11 protein-coding genes are annotated in these 14,357 nt (G+C 46.6%); 5 read left to right on the forward strand and 6 right to left on the reverse strand.

All coding sequences use genetic code 11. The features are described 5' to 3' along the window. Positions 1–167: 167 nt before the first annotated feature. On the forward strand, positions 168–827 hold the full coding sequence (locus LZU85_RS05905) for a 2OG-Fe dioxygenase family protein (RefSeq protein WP_072616443.1): 660 nt from the start codon (positions 168–170) through the stop codon (positions 825–827). Continuing rightward, positions 811–2,055, forward strand: a complete 1,245-nt coding sequence (locus LZU85_RS05910; protein ID WP_237286659.1) for a cysteine desulfurase-like protein — start codon at positions 811–813, stop codon at positions 2,053–2,055. Before LZU85_RS05905 ends, LZU85_RS05910 begins: the two co-directional genes overlap by 17 nt. A 38-nt stretch (positions 2,056–2,093) precedes the next feature. Here LZU85_RS05910 and LZU85_RS05915 read toward each other — a convergent pair whose 3' ends face one another. Further along, positions 2,094–2,918, reverse strand: a complete 825-nt coding sequence (locus LZU85_RS05915) for a DUF2797 domain-containing protein (protein ID WP_237286660.1) — start codon at positions 2,916–2,918, stop codon at positions 2,094–2,096. A 373-nt stretch (positions 2,919–3,291) separates the two neighbouring features. On the opposite strand from LZU85_RS05915, the gene LZU85_RS05920 reads away from it, so the two are divergent. Continuing rightward, positions 3,292–4,611, forward strand: coding sequence for a GGDEF domain-containing protein (locus LZU85_RS05920; protein WP_237286661.1), 1,320 nt, complete (start codon positions 3,292–3,294; stop codon positions 4,609–4,611). Between the two features lie 349 nt (positions 4,612–4,960). Here the strand turns inward: LZU85_RS05920 and LZU85_RS05925 are convergent, their stop codons facing one another. From LZU85_RS05925 to LZU85_RS05935, 3 genes are all read right to left on the reverse strand, one after another. Further along, complete coding sequence (locus LZU85_RS05925; protein ID WP_176297658.1) at positions 4,961–6,331, reverse strand: SLC13 family permease; 1,371 nt, start codon at positions 6,329–6,331, stop codon at positions 4,961–4,963. Positions 6,332–6,539: 208 nt separating this feature from the next. After that, positions 6,540–7,262 carry an ElyC/SanA/YdcF family protein gene (locus LZU85_RS05930; protein WP_237286662.1) on the reverse strand — a complete coding sequence of 241 codons (723 nt, stop codon included), beginning with the start codon at positions 7,260–7,262 and terminating at the stop codon, positions 6,540–6,542. A 131-nt stretch (positions 7,263–7,393) separates the two neighbouring features. Continuing rightward, the gene (locus LZU85_RS05935; RefSeq protein WP_176297656.1) at positions 7,394–9,082 is read right to left on the reverse strand and encodes an NAD-dependent malic enzyme; all 1,689 of its coding nucleotides are present in this window, start codon (positions 9,080–9,082) and stop codon (positions 7,394–7,396) included. A gap of 252 nt (positions 9,083–9,334) precedes the next feature. Here LZU85_RS05935 and LZU85_RS05940 point away from each other — a divergent pair, with 252 nt between their 5' ends. Together LZU85_RS05940 and LZU85_RS05945 are read left to right on the forward strand one after the other, a co-directional pair. Continuing rightward, positions 9,335–11,680 (forward strand): helicase-related protein, encoded by a 2,346-nt coding sequence (locus LZU85_RS05940; RefSeq protein ID WP_237286663.1) that lies wholly within the window; start codon positions 9,335–9,337, stop codon positions 11,678–11,680. 208 nt (positions 11,681–11,888) lie between these two features. After that, complete coding sequence (locus tag LZU85_RS05945) at positions 11,889–12,293, forward strand: hypothetical protein (protein WP_011080631.1); 405 nt, start codon at positions 11,889–11,891, stop codon at positions 12,291–12,293. Between the two features lie 73 nt (positions 12,294–12,366). On the opposite strand, the gene LZU85_RS05950 is transcribed toward LZU85_RS05945, so the two are convergent. Further along, positions 12,367–13,470 (reverse strand): phosphoribosylaminoimidazolesuccinocarboxamide synthase, encoded by a 1,104-nt coding sequence (locus LZU85_RS05950; protein WP_237286664.1) that lies wholly within the window; start codon positions 13,468–13,470, stop codon positions 12,367–12,369. 202 nt (positions 13,471–13,672) lie between these two features. Next, complete coding sequence (locus LZU85_RS05955) at positions 13,673–14,065, reverse strand: SulA-like leucine-rich domain-containing protein (protein ID WP_011150110.1); 393 nt, start codon at positions 14,063–14,065, stop codon at positions 13,673–13,675. Positions 14,066–14,357 lie beyond the last annotated feature (292 nt).

Below are 14,357 nucleotides of genomic sequence, written 5' to 3' on the forward strand. Positions count from 1 at the left end.
GTTTTGGTGTTGTGTGTTGGTCTTTTCTTATATTCTGGAATTAAATGCTTTATTTTGTTTTTGGTTGGAATTTTTTGTGGTGTAAAGTTGATCTTGCGATATTTGGCATTATTCTGTCTGAGTTGTGTTTAACAATAAAATAACAAATGTATCAATCAAAGGAGTGAATGATGCTACATTCGCACGAGAGTACCCTACATTTAACTCAACTCAGCCGTCGCGCAATTGAACAGTTGTCGCCATCTTTTTCTAAGTTACCCCACACGGAGCATGCGGATGGCAAATTCCGTTTAAGACGCTATTCCGTCGTCTCCTTGCATCAAGGTAGCGTGATTGACCTGGACAAGCATGACTTTGTACAGACTTCAGATATCAACCGTTTCCAAGGTGATGTGGTTCGACAGTTTTCTCCGATTGAAAAGAGCACACTAAACAGCGAAGGTTTTCGTGAAATGTGTCAGTTGTTTGCGGTGAAGAATGACCTGAGGGATGGACAGGAAATCGAAGTGCATCAAATCCGCATTACCGCAATATATGACGAGACGCAGGTCGCCCCTGAAGGCGTGCACCAAGACGGATTTGATCATATTGCGATTGTTGGTGTTGGCCGTAATAACATCGAAGGGGGGGATATCATGCTGTACAGTGATTTTCACTCCGAGCCGTTTTTTAGAAAAGTGTTGAATAATGGCGAAATCGCGATGCTGGCAGATAGCAAGTTGTGGCACAACGCCAAACCCATTCGCGCTATTGAGCAAGAACGAGAAGGTCATATGGATGTGTTTGTGTTGACGGCAAAAGGAATGGCACATGAATTGGTCGCCTAATCAAGTTCGAGCGCGGTTTCCTGCGTTGGCACAGTATCATAACCAAAGACCAGTAACGTTTTTTGACGGGCCGGGCGGATCTCAAGTGCCGCAATCAGTGTTGGATGCCATGGTCGGCTACCTCGGGCATTTTAACTCGAACTTAGGCGGGCACTATTTTTCCAGTCACAAGACGGTTGAGGTAATGAAGCAAGCGCGCCAATCTGCGCAAGCATTACTCAATGCGCCATCGCAAGACAATATTGTCTTCGGTGCGAATATGACCTCTTTGACGTTTCAGTTAAGTCGAGCCATTAGCCGAGATTGGCAGGCGGGGGATGAAGTCATTGTCACCGCGTTGGATCACTATTCCAATGTCTCGAGCTGGGAGCAGGCAGCAGAAGACAAAGGCGTGACGGTTCACCAAGTGCGGGTGAATCCTGAAGATTGCACCTTGGATATGGAACACTTTAAACAGTTGCTCAGTGCTCGCACAAAATTAGTGGCCGTCACCTTTGCCTCGAATACAACGGGCACCATTGTTGATATTGCGTCAGTGGTGAAGTTAGCTCGAAGTGTGGGCGCTTTGGTGTATGTCGATGCGGTGCACTATTTGCCGCACCACTTAGTGGATGTGCAAGCCTTGGATTGCGACTTTCTTGCCTGCTCGGCATACAAGTTTTTTGGCCCTCATGTCGGTATTGCTTATGTCGCTTCTCCATGGTTAGAGACGCTGCGTCCTTATAAAGTGGAGCCCGCCACGAACATTGGGCCGGGCCGTTTTGAGACAGGTACACAAAGCTTTGAAGGCTTAGCGGGTGTGTCTGCGGCCATAGAGTACCTCGCTCAATTTGGAGAAGAAGGCGCCAGTTTGCGCCAGCGGCTAGAGCAAAGTTACGCGCTTTATGCTCAACATGAGCAAACATTAAGTCAGCATTTCTTGCAGCGTTTGTCGGCACTGGATGGGGTCACGTTATACGGCATTAACGACGCATCAAGTGATAAACGTACCCCGACATTTGCGATTACAGTAGAAGGCTATTCTCCAGAGTTCATGGCAAAAACATTGGGTGAGCACAACATCTGTGTCTGGAATGGTCACTTTTATGCCCTTGGCCTGATTCGGCAATTAGGGTTGGAGTTCAGCGGCGGAGTGATTCGGATTGGTTGCATGCATTACAACACGGTCGAAGAGGTCGACTTGTTGTTTAATGTTTTGGAGAGTATTGTCGATCAACCGAGTGCATAGTAAGGAAAGAGCCAGCGAATGCTGGCTCTTTTGTCTCATTAGGCTTCAAATTCCACTTCATAAGAGGTGAATTTGCGAACATTAATCACGCCCGTATCCAAAATCAGATACTGCCCCTTAATGCCTTGAAGTACACCACTCACCAGCGGATTTTTATCAAAGTTGTGCGACTTGATTTTGCTTGGATGTTGCTCCACAGGGTATTGGATGCTGGTGGTTACGTCCTGAAGAATCTCGATACTGTCATCGCCGTACTTGGCACGAATTTCACTGATTTTCTCTTCAATCAATGGCAGCAGTTGTTGCGCTCGCTCTTCAAGCGGAAGGGGCGTGCCATCCCCTTTGAGTAACGCTTGCCAATTGGTTTTATCCGCAATGTGCTTTGCCAGCTCGACTTCAATCAGGCCGGAGATTTGACGAGTCTTCACTTTCAGAATCGGTAAGCCTTGCGTCGCACCTTGATCGATCCAGCGGGTTGGGATCTGTGTATGGCGTGTAATGCCAACCTTAAGGCTAGAAGTATTCGAAAGATAAACATAGTGATCAACCATGCAGTGTGTGTCTGCCCATTCGGGTTCACGACAGGTACCTTGATCGTAATGGCAGGTTTCTGGCTTCATGATGCACATATCACAACTTGCCAATTTACTCATGCACACATAGCAGTGACCTTGCGCATAGCTCTTCTTGGTTTTCTTACCGCATGAACAACAAAAGATGTTGCCTGTGTGGGTAAGGGTGATGCTCTGGCCGATAAACGGCGTCAACTCGATTTCAGTGTCTCCAACAGGCAGTCGGTATTGCACCACACCCTCTAAAGTTGCACGCATTTTATCCAGCGTGCCTTTCGCATTTGTAGTCATGACATTACTCATTATTTGTTTTTGCGGAAGTATATACCAATAAAGCGACAAAGAGTCAGGTGCATGAAGGTGGGCTTTCAAGAGCGATAAGTTTGAATGGTTTTTATGCAGGCTGATGAATTTTTGGCAGGCATTTCCCCTTGTTGAGGTGATAAGAATCTGCCTACTCATTCGCTATTCTTATGTAACTTATTTTACATCGTGAAGTAGGTCGCATTTGCTTACATAATAGAACGCTAATTTAAGCTGGAATGAATATCACATTTAATCTGTATGGTATGATGTTTCGTGATTGAGAATGTAACTAAAATAATCAAAAAAACATTGACGTATCAAGATTTGTGTGAAATTGGCTTTTTATTGGAGGCGAGTGATGAAGTGGATACATAAACTTATTTTTGCTCTCGCAATATGCACCATTAGCTTAGTCGCGCTTTACAGTGTGCTTGGTGATACTCGTAAACTTGTGATCACGCCAGATCGCTATGACTACTATGCAACAGATGATCGTATTGCTGGTGGTGTGACCACAACGGAGATGTCGATCGGCAATCAAGCGGTCGATTTGAACTGTAATATTCAAACGGCAAATTATCCTTGGCCTTATTGTGGTATCTCTATCTTTACCGATACGTTGGAACCAACCAAAGGTATTGATCTTTCCAACTACCATACCATGCGACTAAAACTGAGCTACGACAAAAGCGGTGATTCTCTTGGTCGCATACGGGTTTATCTGCGTAATTTTAACCCGGCTTACTCCAATATAGAGAATGAATATACTTACAAGTACAACGGCATGGAGTTCACGCCAAGTGCGAAGATGGAAACGATAGAGATCCCTTTAGCCAACTTACAAGTGATGACCTGGTGGCTGGCAGACAATAAAATTCCGATTGAGCACTCTGCGCCAGAATTTAACAATGTTGCGCGTATTGAATTGGCTACGGGTTCCAGTGCGGCAAATGGCCTACATCATTTACGTGTAGAGAAAATTGAGTTTGAAGGGGCCTATTTAGCGCAAGAAACGCTACTGTTTGCGTTACTGCTTTCTTGGGTTTTGCTTGGATTAGCATTTTCTCTGCACGAGTTGCGAAAAAGTAAGCAGGCTTTTGTGGAAGTGAGAGTACGTCAAGCTCACTTAAAGAAAATGAATGCGGATCTGCGAGCGCAGAACTACGAGTTTGCAGAGCTTGCCCATCGTGATGCACTGACTGGCGCGATGAACCGCCATGCAGTCAGGACGTGGTTGGAAAAAACAGCACGTTCAGTGCGATGGGGTCAAGAGCGGTTGTCGGTGCTCTATTTGGATTTAGATAATTTTAAAAAGATCAACGACCGTTATGGGCACCAAATGGGCGATGATATTCTTCGTGAGTTTGTTCTGGTGATTGCCAGTTCGTTGGATGACGGTGAACGTTTGGTGCGCTGGGGTGGGGAAGAGTTCATTGTTTTCCTACCTGAAACCGATTTGATGAAAGCGGTTGCAAAGGCCGAGACGATCCGAAAAAACGTCGCCCATCACATGTGGGTACATGGCGGTATACTCACTTGTAGTATTGGTGTCGCGCAAATGGAAGAAGAGCGAGTGACCGAGTTTCTTGCACGGGCAGACGAGGCGCTTTATCAAGCAAAACATCGTGGGCGTAATCGGGTTGAAGTCAACTTTGGTAAGCAAAAAGTCTCCGCTTAGCCGTATATAAGACTGTTACTTCATCGTCAAATGCCATCTGTTCTAAGATGGCATTTTCTTTTGCCGTCACTACCACCTTCTCCTGAACAACACCAAACAGGTTTGAAGTGCGTTAACCTTCTTCATCTCATATCACCATAGGTGTTTAATGTTGCAGTGTACGAGTCAAATTAGTACGCATTTTTTGTTTCAGCTAGACGGTTATTGCGAGGATGAACATTGGTTGAAGTTGTGGTGGAAAAAAAAGGTGGCCAATTTGGCCACCAACTGAAAACTACAGATTCACCCTAGGGGAAGTGCGGGTGCAGAGCAAGCTCTAACCTGCAGCGTAGTGCTCTATTGCCGTGTTTTACCAGAACAAGGTTGCAAACAGGGTTAGGGCTGCAATACAGGCAATGTTCAGCACCATACCGATTCGCATCATCTCAGTTTGTTTAATGTGGCCAGTTGCAAACACGATTGCATTCGGCGGTGTTGCCACGGGTAACATAAAGGCACAAGAGGCCGACACAGCGATTAGTGCCGATAAGATCACTGGAGAAAGTCCTAGCGCTTCAGCGATTGTCGCGAAAACAGGAACCAACAGTGCTGCACTTGCCGTGTTACTGGCAAACTCTGTTAGGAACACCACAAACGTCACCACAGCAAGAATGGTTAAGAAGATACCTGCTTGATCAAGGAACGCACCAAGTCCTTGTGCCAAAAATACGCTGGTGCCAGTGACTTTTAGAATATTACTCAAACATAGACCGCCACCAAATAGGATCAATACGCCCCAGTCAGTCGTCTTTTCTATGTCTTTCCATTCAACCGCACGTGAAACACCCAGAGCGACGATCGCACCAATCGCAACAAGCGTATCGAAGCTTTTGAAACCACCAAGCATTGCGTTGACAGGCTTAGAGAAAATCCACAATGAGACCGTTACAAGGAAAATCGCGAGGGTGATTTTCTTCCCGTTAGTCCACTCAACAGGTGTATGGTCGAGTTCAAAGGAGTGCTTAAGGTTTGGTTTGGTCATCGAGTAGAGAATGATCAAAGCAATAGGCAGCAACAAAATGGTAATTGGTAGGCCTAATTTCATCCAACCGACAAAATCTAAGCCAACTTCGGCAGCAGCGATCGCGTTCGGAGGGCTGCCCACGAGTGTGGCGATACCGCCGATAGAAGCACAGTACGCAATACCAAGTAATACGAACAGATATGTGCTGTGGTTTTTCTCACTGTCAAGTTTGCTCATGACGCCGAGTACGAGCGGAAGCATCATGGCGGTGGTAGCTGTGTTTGAAATCCACATCGATAGACCAGCACTGACGCCAAAAAGCATGAACACGGCTGTCGACATTTTGCCTTTCGCCAAGATCAGCACCTTATCGGCGATGGCTTGGTCGAGTTTTTGTTTATGCAGCGCTGCGGCTAGAGCAAAACCGCCCAAAAACAAGAAGATGATGGAGTTTGAAAAGTTGTTCAATGCAGCTTGTGTTTCAAACACACCTAAGAAGACCGCCAGCAATGGAACAAGCAGTGCGGTAATACTGACGTGTATGGCTTCTGTAAGCCACAGAACAGCGACAAAGGCTAAGATACTGAGGCCTACAACGACCTTAGGATCAAAAGGTAGAGTGGTCATTAGGGTAATAAACAACAAAATATTCGCGATGAATATGATGCTGTTTCTGGTGAGTAACCAGTTCTTTAACGTAACAGCGAGTGCGGTCATAGCATGTGCTCCTTTTGCGTCGCCTCTGTAGGGATATTGTTTTCTGTCTTAAACTCCGAAAATGGAGAATGGAGACTATTTTTGAGGCTGATTTCTGACTTGCGTTGCTTGAATGTTACGAAAGTTGTGATTTTTATGTTGGTAAGAATTAACCTGATAATAACAAAATGTGAGTTCTAAAAAGTAAAATGTGTAGAACTCTACCCATTTACTCAGCGAGTGGGGTGGATGGTTGAACCTCTTCACTCACCGTTTCACTGTTAATGGGCTCTTGGGGACCCAAAAATCGAGGTTGGGTATCGATGATGTAGAGGTCAAGAAAGGCTTTAACACGCGCGAGAATTTCCCGAGCTCTCATCGACCAAACTTGTTTGTGGCTGTTAGGACCAGATACAGCCAAACAACGAGCATTAATTTGATAGGCATCGGCAATAAACAGTGCACGTTCACAATGGAAACGTTGGGTAATGATTAAGAAATGGTCTGAGGCAAAGATTTTTTTTGCGCGAACAATGGAATCTAAGGTGCGAAAGCCTGCGTAGTCGAGGTGGATGTTTGTTTCAGGTACGCCTGCTTTGAGCAGATCACGTTTCATGGTCCAAGGCTCATTGTACGAGCGATGGGCGTTGTCGCCACTCAGTAGTAAGTGTTGTATTTTGTTTTGTCGGTAAAGCTCAATGGCGGCATCAATGCGGTGCGTGTAGTAAGTATTGAGTGTGCGACCGATGTATTTACTGGTTCCGAGAACCACAGCGACGTCAAAACCTGCTACTTGGTCGTAACTGGTGATGATTTTGTCCGAAGCTTGTAAGCTCACCCAGCGGTCCACGGCAATGACAAACAATATCATGCAGAGTATCGTAACGAGCGATCCCCAAATCAGCCGTTTTAAACTTTTCCATTTTTTCAAACTGGCTAGGCGATGAAACACGACATATCACTCTCCATTTTTCTGAACTGACATCTTAACGGAAAGTCGCGCAGTAGTTGAAGTCAAATTCTGGTTAGGTCTCGCATTTTTCCGTCAAAAAAGCCCTCGTAAAGAGGGCTGTTTGACTAGGATTAAAACGCTGTGCGTTTATAACGGCGGTATACCGGTTGCCAGAAGTGTTGTTCAATCGCCACTTGCAGCGCATCGTCTGCAATTTCCAACGCCACACCTTGTTCGATGGCTTTTTTCGCCACCGCATAAGCGATGCGTTTTGATACCGTGTGAATCGCTTCAAGTGGTGGTAAGAGCGCGCCTTTGCCATTAATTGCCAATGGAGAACACGTCGCCAAAGCGCGGCTCGATTCCATCAACATTTCATCGGTAACACGTTTGGCGTTGACTGCCAAGACACCCAATCCGATACCAGGGAAGATGTAGCTGTTATTGCACTGTGCGATTGGATAGGTTTTGCCTTCGTGAATCACAGGATCAAATGGGCTACCGGTTGCGACTAACGCTTCGCCATTGGTCCAACGAATGATATCCGCAGGGATCGCTTCCACACGGCTAGTTGGGTTCGACAGTGGAAAGACAATTGGGCGAGGGCAGTGTTTGTGCATCTCTTGAATGACTTCTTGAGTAAACAAGCCAGGAGCGCCAGAAACCCCGATCAATACGGTTGGTTTTGCGTTCTTCACCACATCAAGCAGTGAGAAACCATTGGCTTCGGTTTCCCATTCTGCGGTCACCGAGTTCTTCTGCACCAGACGTTGTTGGAAATCGAGCAGGTTTGGCATGCCCTCTTGCAGTAAGCCCCAACGGTCAACCATGAACACTTGCGAGCGTGCTTGTTCATCGGAAATACCTTCCGAGACCATTTGCGCAATGATCGCTTCGGCAATACCACAACCGGCTGAACCTGCGCCAAGGAAAGTGATGCGCTGTTCCGATAGCTTGCTGCCAGCGGCTTGACACGCGGCCATCAAAGAGCCAACTGTCACTGCCGCGGTGCCTTGAATATCATCATTGAAGCAACAGATGCGGTGTTTATAACGCTCAAGCAGCGGCATCGCGTTTTTCTGTGCGAAGTCTTCAAACTGAATAAGCGCATCTGGCCAACGGCGTTGAACCGCTTGGATGAACTCATCAACGAATGCATCGTAATCGACACCGGTAATGCGCGGGTGACGCCAGCCCATGTACATAGGGTCAGCTAGACGTTGTGGGTTGTTGGTGCCCACATCTAGTACGATAGGCAAGGTGTAAGCTGGGCTGATCCCGCCACAAGCGGTGTAAAGCGAGAGCTTACCGATAGGAATGCCCATGCCGCCGATACCTTGGTCACCCAGACCAAGAATACGCTCGCCATCCGTGACCACAATCACTTTGACATTGTGGTTGGAGGCGTTGTTCAGAATGTCATCGATGCGGTCGCGGTTTGCGTAAGAAACGAATAACCCGCGGCCACGGCGGTAAATATTGGAAAAGTTTTCACATGCCGCGCCCACGGTTGGGGTGTAAATGATCGGCATCATCTCAGTGATGTGGTTCTGAACTAAGCGATAGAACAAGGTTTCGTTGGTATCTTGGATATTGCGCAGGTAGATGTGCTTATCCATATCACTTTCGAACGCTTTGTACTGCATGTAGGCACGTTCAACCTGTTCTTGAATCGTTTCCGTGGTTTCAGGAAGCAGACCTTCAAGGTTAAAAGAGATGCGTTCTTCGGCGGAAAAAGCGCTGCCTTTGTTTAGTAGTGGGGTACTTAGTAGCGCCGGTCCCGCAAATGGGATGTAGAGTGGGCGTTTATCGTTATGCATTGGCTGCCTTAGTAGGGTTTTTAGAGGAATCGTGCAAAATGATAACGGCTTCACTAATTGGTTGTAAATAGCGCTTGATATACATCAAATCAAGCCCGGATGAAAAAAGTGCCTTTGTGCGTAAAAAATCACCATTCAAACAGCCGTATCGACGATTCTACGAGTGGCTTGATAGCGAAACAACGCTCTGGTAACCCTTTTCTTTCCTATTAAGGTTATACTCCGTTACAAATTTAAACGTAGTGAAATCTCATGTCCGTACTTCCTATCGACGTCATTAAAGCGCAATTTGATCTCCACATTGGCCACGCTCATCTTGTGGTGGAAGCTGAAACTGGTTCAGGAAAATCCACTCGCTTGCCATTGTGGGCGGCAGAGCACGGTCGAGTGCTGGTGATTGAACCAAGGCGAATTGCTTGTACGTCATTGGCCGAGTTTTTGGCTGAGCAATCTGGTCAGCCTTTGGGTAGTAAAGTTGGGTATGCGATCAAACTTCAGGCTGCTTATGACGCGCAGACCAATATCGTGTTTGTTACGCCGGGTGTGGCATTACGTTGGTTAGCAGAAGATGGTCTTAGCGCATTTGATATCGTCATCATTGATGAATTTCATGAGCGTCGATGGGACATGGATCTTCTCACTGCGATGCTCAAAGCGCAAAATAACCATCGCTTGGTTTTAACCTCAGCGACGTTGGCGGGTGAAACGCTGGCGAAATATCTCAATGCCGAACGTTTGCAATCTCAAGGTCGCTGCTACCCAGTCAGCATCGAATATCGAGCCAAAGAGAGTCACCTTTTGCCCAGCAAGAAACAGTGTGAGCATGACGTGATGGCCGCGATCAAGGAAGTGTTACAAACCGATGGCCAAGATATCTTAGTTTTCTTACCCGGCAGGAAAGAGATTTCGAACCTTGCCAGTCAATTGCAAGCGCAACCCTCTTTGATTGTGGCAAAGTTGCATGCCTCAGTGTCAGAGGAAGAGAAACGCATTGCTTTAACCGAGCAAGCCCAGCGCAAAGTTGTGTTAGCGACCAATGTGGCGGAAACCTCGCTGACGATACCGAACATCACCACCGTGATTGACAGTGGTTTAGAGCGACGCACCATACAACGAAATGGCCGAACAACCTTGATCCTTTCTCATATCTCCAAGGCCAGTGCGGCGCAAAGAGCAGGGCGCGCAGGTCGTGTTATGGCTGGCCAATGTTTGCGTCTGTACGGTGAACACGCGCCACTTGAACTTGCCACGCCCCCCGAACTGCAGCGAGAAGATCTTAGTGAGCCGATGCTGGCAGCGGCCTGTTGTGGCTATCGCTTGGCCGAGCTTGAGTTTTTGGATGGCCTGCCAGAGAAATCCCTTGTGCAGGCACACAAGATCCTCAATGACATGCAAGCCATCACAACTGAAGGCAAAGTGACCGAGCACGGGAAAAAGCTCTATCCCTTACCTGTTGACACGCTTTACGCCGACCTTGTCACTCGCATGCCAACCAAAGCACTCAAAGAGGCGATGATTGATCTCGCCGCTGGTCTCTCTGTCCCAGCGGCGCTCTATCAAGTAAAAGGGGGAGAAGAAGCTGAGACACTACTTGAACAAGAGCCGCAACAGTGCGACGCCACGTTAATGATTCAACTCATTCGTGGTCAGCGCTTTAGTGGTGTGCTCGTGGATGAAGGGGCGTTAGAGGAAGCGCGAGGCTTGTCTCAACAAATGCGCGATCTGTTTGAACTGCCCGATCTTGAGGTGAGTTCGAGATACACGCGGGTTGAACTGGTTAAGGCGATCGCTCGTTTGCATCCAGAGTTGGTCTTTATCCGCCGAGCCAAACGACGTGAGGCGTTGGGGAATGGAAAGATGGAAATGATGGTTGGTCGCCAAAGCCGTTTTTCTGACAAACACGAGCTTGCTCTTGTGTTAGATAGCCATAGCTTGCCGGGGAAAGGTGTGAAACAGACGCTTAACTTAGCCAGCGTGATCATGCCCGCTTCGTTGACCTTGATTAACGAACTCGAGTTAGGTGAGTGGCGACAAGGGGAAACGCGCCCATCAAACGATGCGGTCGAAGTGGAGATGCAACTGGTTTACGCTGGTCGAGTGGTGGAGAGCAGGCTTGAACAACCTCAAGGAGAGGATGCGATTGAAACCATCGTTGCTCTGGTCAAAAAAGGCCAATTGCTGCCAGAGCTCTATGCTTGTGTCACGACGCAAATGACGCATTGGCACTTGTATTGCGCGTTAGGCTTGAATGAAGAGCAGCACCCCATTGGATTACTGGACTTTGACCAATGGTTACGCGAGCAGCTTGATGCCATGGGAGTGAACGAAGTGGATGAAATGGCACTGTTTGAAAGCCGAGATTTCCCGTATCGAGGGATCCCAGAGTGGCGATACAAGGATTTTGCAGAGCAATTTCCGTTATCGCTCTCTTTGCCTGATTTACAGCTGACGGTGGAATATTTTCCTGCTGGAAAGTTGGTGCAAGTGGTCTTCGCTGGCGGCAACCGCAAAGGCGATCCAAAGCGTTGGGAACTGCCTCGTTTTTCCGGCTGGCGAGTGCAATATCGTAAAGCGAGTCGAGTGATTGATGTTCGTTAAAGTCTAAATTTGTTTTAAACGCAAAATATTAATCAATCCGACGCATATCGTTAAAGAGTCTGAGTGACGATTGTTACAACTCTGGTTTTAATATTTCTTTTCCTCTCGAAACTAGGGCATAAAAGACCATTGTTTTATATCCTATTGCTATATCAAAACACTTGGCTGATATTGAGTATGTTGTGTTGCCAATCTGTCGGGGGACAAAATGGAAAAACAGGGAAAGAGACACGTCGAATTCGACTACACCAGTTTTCTAGGGGCTTCATGCAGTAAAAAATGGACGTTTTTAGAAGCCTTAACCACCTTTGCTCCAGTCTTTGGTGTGATGTGGAAGAACAGTATCGCAGAGCTTTCAGAACCAGAAGATCGATTGTGGGATGCAGCCTTAAAGAGCATGTCTTCACGCCGTAGCGATGAATCCAACTTGGTGACGCTACTCAAACTGGCAAAACTGGAGGGGATAGACGAGCTGACGGTGGTGATGCCGTATGCGCTAGAGCCCACCCAGATCGACTTCATTCAAAATCGCAGCGAAAGCAAAATTGACTGCCGAGAACAAGATGTGTTCGTGATCCGCTTGAAAGATCTCAGTGAGTCTCAGTTTGATTAAGTAATGTCAAGTGACGAGAAAAAACGCCTGCAGCGATGCAGGCGTTTTTTTGTTTTGAATCGTTGGCGATGACTTAGTCAATCAAACCGTATTCGCGACCAAGAATATCGATGATTTCTTGCTTTGGATTATCGCTTAAGATGATCGCGCTGCCGGTAATTTTCTCTGCGATGTTGATGTAAGTACGAGACACTGCCATCAGCGCTTCTTCAGGCAGTTCGTTGTCGCGAGCGAGCGCTTCACGCTCAGGCATACGATCTTTATTAAGTAAAATATCTGGGTCAGGGAAGTAGTTAAGCAAGAATTGTCTAAAGCCTTCTTTTGAATTCTCAACAATTTTGCCTGCTTGATACTCTTGGGCATCCCAAATTCGTGATGAGTCTGGTGTACCCACTTCATCCATGTAAATCAGTTTTTCATTTCCAGCCGCATCCGTGACGTAACCAAATTCAAATTTGGTATCGACAAAGATTTGCCCCACGTTTGCTAATGCTTCACTGATCACACCAAAGCCGTCTTTCAGCAGTTTTTCGTAAAGCGCGATATCGTCGGCACTAGAGAAATTAAACGCGGCAAAGTTGTCAGCGATATTTTGGCGGGTGATATTAACGTCATCTGCTTCCGGAACTCCTGGAATGCCTTTCAAAATGCCTTTTGTTGATGGCGTCATGAGCAGATCCGGCAATGCTTTGTCTTTTTCCAAGCCTTCTGGTAGCTGAATACCACAGAATTCACGTTCACCTTTTTCGTAAGCACGCCACATTGAACCAGTAATGTACTTGCGGCAAATCGCTTCGATTTTCACCGGTTTGGCTTTCTGTACGATCCAGACAAAAGGATGTGGAATATCCAGAATGTGGCTGTCAGCAAGGCCATTTTCTTTGAACAAGCCAAACCAATGGTTTGAAATGGCATTGAGCGCAGCGCCTTTACCCGGTACGCCATTCAACCCGTGCTCTCCATGCCAAATGCAATCAAAAGCGGAAATACGATCGCTGATCACCATTATCGCCAATGGGGCGTCAGGGGCAACATTGTATCCTTTCTCTTTAATCAGTCGGGCACTGTCTTCTTCGGTCAACCAGTAAACAGAGCGAACTTTTCCACTGTGTACAGGTTTATCGGTGCGGATGGGTAGGTCATCGTTGACGGCAAGTACTTGGTCAGCAAGGCTCATTTTGACATTCCTATCATAATTTCAAACGTCATGCGGGAAATGAATCGGACAACAAAATCTAACGGATTCATCGATTACCGGGGCATGATACCAGAACTATTTGAAGTCGCCAGAGAAAAAGCAAACGTTTGCCTTGTTTTTGCCAAACAAAAAATGCCTCCCATTTGGGAGGCGAGATGCAGGATGGATAACGTTGAACTTGTTAGTGATACTTGTGTGCTCTGCCTTCAACGAAAAACACTTCACAGCCATACTCGCGAGCGAGATCGCTAAGCAAAGATTGGTTAATCAAATCGATTTGATCGGATGCGACAACCGCAGCGGCATTGCCAGAGCGAATTGCTTTCATCACGATCTCCATTTCAGTCATCGTCTGAGAAGCTTTCATCTGGATGACGTTCTGGCAGCGGATATTGGAAGCAGTAAGTTGTGCAAAGTCAGGTCTTGGGCACTCGGCTGTAAACAAAATCCACTGGTTTTGAGCGGAAAGATTAGCCAGCTTTTGCAACAACTGATCAGAAACATTCATAGGTACGGTTGGCTGAGCCAACACGTTAAAACGAGAATAGGGTCGAGTTTGAGTTTGAATCTGCATCTTACTGTTCCTTTATACATACTGTATGCGTATACAGTAGTTTTTTTAAGGCGATTGATCAACTCTTTTTGTTGGATTTTTCACCTAAACTGATTGTCTGGTGAAAAAGATATGTTGTTATCTATTTGATTTTTAGTGGTTTATATTTCGTTTGGTACGTAGTGATAAGTATGAGGATTTGTGACGAATATCACTGGTAGCTGAGTCGATTGGTAAGATGAACAGTAAAACTACTGTATAGCACTTTATAAAAGCGTGAATAAAAAAACGCCCTCAGCATAAGCAAGAGGGC

This window comes from Vibrio floridensis (assembly GCF_021852965.1).
In the GTDB taxonomy this organism is placed as follows: Bacteria; Pseudomonadota; Gammaproteobacteria; order Enterobacterales; family Vibrionaceae; genus Vibrio; species Vibrio floridensis.

Coding starts and splice junctions, on each gene's coding strand:
- LZU85_RS05905 (WP_072616443.1), top strand. CDS start 168: ATGATGCTACATTCGCACGAGAGTACCCTACATTTAACTCAACTCAGC.
- LZU85_RS05910 (WP_237286659.1), top strand. CDS start 811: ATGAATTGGTCGCCTAATCAAGTTCGAGCGCGGTTTCCTGCGTTGGCA.
- LZU85_RS05915 (WP_237286660.1), bottom strand. CDS start 2,918: ATGACTACAAATGCGAAAGGCACGCTGGATAAAATGCGTGCAACTTTA.
- LZU85_RS05920 (WP_237286661.1), top strand. CDS start 3,292: ATGAAGTGGATACATAAACTTATTTTTGCTCTCGCAATATGCACCATT.
- LZU85_RS05925 (WP_176297658.1), bottom strand. CDS start 6,331: ATGACCGCACTCGCTGTTACGTTAAAGAACTGGTTACTCACCAGAAAC.
- LZU85_RS05935 (WP_176297656.1), bottom strand. CDS start 9,082: ATGCATAACGATAAACGCCCACTCTACATCCCATTTGCGGGACCGGCG.
- LZU85_RS05940 (WP_237286663.1), top strand. CDS start 9,335: ATGTCCGTACTTCCTATCGACGTCATTAAAGCGCAATTTGATCTCCAC.
- LZU85_RS05945 (WP_011080631.1), top strand. CDS start 11,889: ATGGAAAAACAGGGAAAGAGACACGTCGAATTCGACTACACCAGTTTT.
- LZU85_RS05950 (WP_237286664.1), bottom strand. CDS start 13,470: ATGAGCCTTGCTGACCAAGTACTTGCCGTCAACGATGACCTACCCATC.
- LZU85_RS05955 (WP_011150110.1), bottom strand. CDS start 14,065: ATGCAGATTCAAACTCAAACTCGACCCTATTCTCGTTTTAACGTGTTG.